This is a genomic window from Candidatus Polarisedimenticolia bacterium (genome assembly GCA_036004685.1).
GTDB lineage: Bacteria > Acidobacteriota > Polarisedimenticolia > Gp22-AA2 > AA152 > DASYRE01.
This window is the reverse complement of the sequence record DASYRE010000018.1, coordinates 1-4,892: the sequence shown is the minus strand read 5'-3', so window position 1 is coordinate 4,892 and position 4,892 is coordinate 1. Positions and strand designations below refer to the sequence as shown.

6 protein-coding genes are annotated in these 4,892 nt (G+C 64.4%); 4 read left to right on the top strand and 2 right to left on the bottom strand.

Annotation, left to right across the window (positions count from 1 at the left end; all coding sequences use genetic code 11):
* Window positions 1-1,494: hypothetical protein (locus VGR67_04425; GenBank protein ID HEV8335643.1), on the bottom strand; the 1,494-nt coding region annotated here is incomplete at its 3' end.
* Window positions 1,495-1,705: 211 nt separating this feature from the next.
* On the opposite strand from VGR67_04425, the gene VGR67_04420 reads away from it, so the two are divergent.
* The gene (locus VGR67_04420; GenBank protein HEV8335642.1) at window positions 1,706-2,350 is read left to right on the top strand and encodes a peptidoglycan DD-metalloendopeptidase family protein; all 645 of its coding nucleotides are present in this window, start codon (window positions 1,706-1,708) and stop codon (window positions 2,348-2,350) included.
* A gap of 28 nt (window positions 2,351-2,378) precedes the next feature.
* On the opposite strand, the gene VGR67_04415 is transcribed toward VGR67_04420, so the two are convergent.
* Complete coding sequence (locus VGR67_04415) at window positions 2,379-2,690, bottom strand: hypothetical protein (GenBank protein ID HEV8335641.1); 312 nt, start codon at window positions 2,688-2,690, stop codon at window positions 2,379-2,381.
* A 138-nt stretch (window positions 2,691-2,828) separates the two neighbouring features.
* Between VGR67_04415 and VGR67_04410 the strand changes: the two genes are divergently transcribed.
* The 3 genes from VGR67_04410 to asnB form a co-directional block, all read left to right on the top strand.
* A complete protein-coding gene (locus VGR67_04410; GenBank protein ID HEV8335640.1) occupies window positions 2,829-3,077 on the top strand; it encodes a hypothetical protein in 249 nt (82 codons plus the stop codon).
* Window positions 3,078-3,139: 62 nt separating this feature from the next.
* The gene (locus tag VGR67_04405) at window positions 3,140-3,907 is read left to right on the top strand and encodes a glycosyltransferase family 2 protein (GenBank protein ID HEV8335639.1); all 768 of its coding nucleotides are present in this window, start codon (window positions 3,140-3,142) and stop codon (window positions 3,905-3,907) included.
* Between the two features lie 25 nt (window positions 3,908-3,932).
* A partial coding sequence (asnB, locus tag VGR67_04400; protein ID HEV8335638.1) for an asparagine synthase (glutamine-hydrolyzing) occupies window positions 3,933-4,892 on the top strand: 960 nt, incomplete at its 3' end.

The following is a 4,892-nucleotide window of genomic DNA, read 5'->3' as shown; positions in this document are numbered from 1 at the left end:
GTTGGGACAGTACTTGCCGATGCTGTCGTACACGCCGGAGGTGCCGCCACACGGGGTGTTCCACCAGACGAAATCGTCGTTGGTCCGGTCGAACCGGGCGTTCCTGATTCGGACGTTGTCGGCGGAGCCCTCGGGCGTCGTAGTCTGGATCTTGACGCCGTGTCCCTCGTTCCGCGTGACCATGGGATGCGCCCAATGAAGGAACAGCCAGTCGGCGTCGAAGTTGCCGGAATCCTCCCACTCGATGGCCGCATCACCTCCGTAACGATAGATCTCCACCGTGTTGATCATGCCTTTCGAGGCTGGGCCTTGAAACCCGACGATACGGATGCCGCTGCCTGCCGAAGGCTTCCAGGCCTCCTTCCCCAACGACTCGAAGGAGGCGTTCCAGAACAGGTAGGTCGATCCCCTCTCCAGGCGCACGAAGATCTGTTCGTCGAAGTTGTCGTCGGACCCGTTCCGGCTGCGCAGCGTGGCGGGAAGAATGACTTGGTAGGAATCGCCAGGCAGGATCCTCTCGGAGGAATCGGCCGCCGCGGAAGGCTGGTTTTCGTCCCTCAAGACGTACGAGGAGGGGAAGGAGCAGGCGGAGGGCCCATAGTCTTTGGCCAGCCACAGCGACGTGGGCGAGATCACTCGAACGATCCGGACTCTCCTCTGGATGCCGTCCGCGGCGCACCACCACCACGAGCCGTCCCCGGTCGCGGCAGTCCACTGGGTTCCGCTCCCCGTGACGGTCCGTCCCGAAACCGAGGCGAGACCCGTACGATAATCGGGCTCGCCCAGTCGCTCCGCGTTGCTCCGGCTCCGATAATCGAGACTGAGGACTCCTTGCGAAAAGGAGGCGATGTCGTACCAGCGGCCCTTGCGTTGCCCCGATCTCCAGACGACGCGATACGGCGCGGTCTGGGAGCCCATCGACAAAGCGGGATCGCTGAACGCGATGTTCGAGGTGTTGTCGTCCGACACGACGGTCGCCGCCTGACCCTGGTGAATGACGGTTCCGAGCATCCTCAGTTCTCCACCGGCCCGGACGGTCACCCCATCTTCCTCGGCGGCCGCGTTCCCGTCGGGATCGATCTCCACGGTGACTCCGGCGCGAACCGTCAGAACACCCGCGACGTCGATCCCCCCCGGGACTCCCGGTCCGTTTCCGCCGACCTGGAAACTGGTCGCGCTCGGGCTGAAATACAACATGGCGCCAGCCTGGATCGTGAGCTTCGCGCATTCATCCTGATGGTTCGCGGGTCCATCGAATTCGACCTGATGGTTGGAGGCGATCACGACTTCGTCCGTCGCGGAAGGGACTTTGCCGCCTATCCAGGTGCTCCCGGCTCTCCACCGCCCCGACTTCGCGCTGGTTCGAACGGCTGCCGAAACCGTGGAGGTCGCGAGAACCAGGAGAATGACGAAAGTGCTGAATTGAAGCACGGAGATCCCCGACGCTGATGGAAGCAACGCCGGGGTTGCCGAGGGATATCGCAGGGTTCTCATAGCGAGCCTCGGGGAAATCCGCCAAGCTGGCGGGGAGTGCGCCGCTCAAACGCGGTCCGTCGACCGGATGGGAGCTTCAAGCTAGCCCGACCGGCTGGTTTCGTCAACGAAAAAATTTCATTCCAGGGGTGGACGGACGGACTGGATGGCTCCATAATGCTGCCGCATGTCTTTTCGAGCTTCCGGGAAGAGACTGACCCTCATCACGATCTTGTCCGCTGCATGGCCGCTCCTGGCCCTGGCCGGGATTCCCGGTCAATCGATCGCGGAGAAGGGAGGGGTCTGTCACGTCCTCCTGCGCGGGCAGACGCTCTATTCCCTGTCGAAGGCTTACGGCGTTCCGCTGCAGGCCCTGAGCGAGGTCAACGAAATCACCGATCCCGCGACGATCCCTGCGGGAAAGGCGCTGTTCGTTCCGGGCGCCTCGGCGCCGCTCGAGATTCCTCCGGCCGGCAGGCCGCCGCTGGTGTGGCCGATCGAAGGGAAGATCACCTCCACGTACGAATCGATCCGGCCGAACGGTTCCCATCAGGGAATCGACATCGACGGCGAGATCGGCGAGGAAGTGAAAGCGGCGGCTCCCGGGCGGGTCCGATGGACGGGGAAGGAGCGGGGGTACGGAAAGACGGTGATCATCGATCATGGGGGCGGGATTTCGACGCTCTACGCCCACGCGAGCAAGATCCTGGTGCCGGAAGACTCGGAGGTCCAGGCGGGAACTCCGATCGCGGAAGTCGGCGTTTCAGGAAACGCGCAAGGCGCCCACCTGCACTTCGAAGTCCGGCGCGACGGGCATCCCGTGAATCCCCTTCCTTTCCTCGGCGGCCCGCTCGGCGCCGTGCTCAAATCGCATTGAGGCTCCGGCCCTTCACGCACTCCTCATCTCAATTCGACGCTCCTTCCGCTTGGAAAGAGACCGCGGTTCGATCCGCTTCGACGACCTTACCGGTCTCTCCGTCCTTCAGAAGCAGGGCGTCCGCGCCGGAGTCCTGCCACGGCATGAAGCCCGCAGGGGCGTAGCTCACCGTGGGATCCAGGTATTGGAGCGCGCCGCCGGGCCCCGGCAGGACCGCCACGGTGTGCGTGAACTGGGAGAGACTGAAGAACTTCGGGTTCACCGACCCGCCGTCCCTTCCCGAGACGAGTGCCGGGAACCCCTCGAGCCCGAGAGAGCGGAGCGCCGCCACGAGCAACACGGCCTTCTCCTCGTTGTCGGCATTCTTTTGCTTGAGAAGGGTCGCGATGGGGCGGCTTCCGCCGACGACTTCCCTGAAGGGTACCGGGCGACCCTCTGAGAGTCACGGCCCACTTCGAAGCAGACCTCGGAGGTTCGGTTGCGCCTGCCGCCGGGAAGGACCCTGGCCAAGGTGCCGGCGGACCGGAAGCAGGATGGCCCCGGCCTTCAGGCCTCTACGAGTTACGAGCTGTCGCACGACCCCGAGGGCGACCTGCTGGTCGTGAAGCGCTCCTTGAAGGTCTCGCGGCGCGAGATTCGTCCCGAGGAATTCCCCGCGCTGCGGGATTTCTTCTCCGCGCTGGCCCGCGAGGATTCGAGCGCCGTGTCCCTCGCCACGGGAAGCTGAGTCTCCGCAGCGGCTCTCGGGGTTATGGTAGGGTTACGGGACTTTCCGCGGGCGGAGGAGGGATGGAGAGCGAGACGACCTCGGTGGAGATCCCGCGGGCCGGGCTGCAGCCCGGTCCGACGCTGAGCGTGGTCGTCCCCTGCTTCAACGAAGAGAAGAATCTCAGCGTGCTGGTGAATCGCATCAACCAGGCGATGGGATCGGCAGGCATCCCCGGGGAGATCGTCCTGGTCAACGACGGGAGCCGCGATGGAACAGCCGCCCTCATCGACCAGCTGGCGAGGCAGTTCCAAAACGTCCGGCCCGTCCATCATCGCGTGAATCGCGGGATCGTGGAGGGATGGCGGAGCGGGCTCGCGGCGTCGAAGGGCGATCTCGTCCTCACCACCGACGCCGACCTGCAATACGCGCCGGAGGACATCCCGCCCCTCTACCGGGAGATGGCTTCCGGGGGTTGGGATCTCGTCCAGGGATGGCGCAAGGACCGCGAGGAGCCGAACTATCTCCGGGACGTTCTCAGTGTCGGCCTCTCCAAAATCCTTCAATGGATCTTTTCCATGAACCTTCAGGACGTCAAGTCGGGCTTCATATGCTATAAAAGACAGGTTTTCGCCGACATTCTCGACTATGAACAGAAGTACTTCTCCTTCCAGAGCCTGATCACGGTGGCGGCTCACTTCAAGGGGTACCGGATCCGGCAGGTGCCGATCACTTTCTTCCGCCGGCACGCGGGCGAGTCGTTCATCAAGCGCCCCGTGATCTTCTCCTTGAAGGCCGCGACCGACCTCCCGAAGGCGTTCTACGAATATCGGATCCGGAAGCGCCGTTGACGGCGTGTCCGGCGGCGGAGCAAGCATGTGCGGCATCGCGGGAATCTGGGGGAAAGCCGATATCTCGGACGCCACCGAGATTCTGTTCCACCGGGGGCCGGACGCCTCCGGCACCCTGACCTCGGGCGCCGTCAGCCTGGGCAGCCGGCGGCTCAAGGTGATCGATCTCAAGACCGGCCAGCAACCGATGAGCACCCAGGACGGCCGGCTCACCCTCGTCTTCAACGGGATGATCTTCAACTACCGTGAGCTCCGCAAGGAGCTGGAGGAGCGCCACCGTTTCCGGACCCAGTCCGACACGGAAGTCATCCTGCACGCCTATGCCGAGTGGGGGGAGCGCTGCCTGGAACGCTTCATCGGCATGTTCGCTTTCGCGATCTGGAACGGGAAGGAGCTGTTCCTCGCCCGGGACCGGATGGGAGAAAAGCCCTTGTACTACTCCCTGCCCCGGGGGCCGATCCGTTTCGCCTTCGCCTCGGAGATCAAGAGCCTCCTTACCCTGCTCGACGCCGAGCCGGCGCTGCCGGAGGAGTACGGCGCGTTCGAGACGTCAATCGACGAGCAGACCCTGTTCAAGGGCATTCTGACCCTTCCCCCGGGCTGCTTCCTGCGCTACGACGGGGAGAGGGCGCGCGTGCGGCGCTACTGGGAAATCCCCTCCTTCGACGGCCCCTACGAGAAGGAAGCCTATTACGTCGAGAAGCTGAGGTGGCTGCTCGAGGACGCGGTGAAGCTGCGGCTGCGCAGCGACGTCCCGGTCGGCGTGTTCCTCTCCGGCGGCCTCGATTCCTCGCTGATCGCCTGCCTGGCCAAACCGGACGTCGTCTTCTCATGCCGTTACCCTTACGGCCCGCGCTACGACGAGTTCGAGCACGCGCAAACCGTGGCCCGACACGTCGGGGCCAAACAGGTGGTCGTGCAGCCCACGGCCGAGGACTTCAAGCGCGACTATCCCCGCATTCTCTGGCACCTGGACCAGCCGATC

Coding starts and splice junctions, on each gene's coding strand:
- VGR67_04405 (HEV8335639.1), top strand. CDS start 3,140: ATGGAGAGCGAGACGACCTCGGTGGAGATCCCGCGGGCCGGGCTGCAG.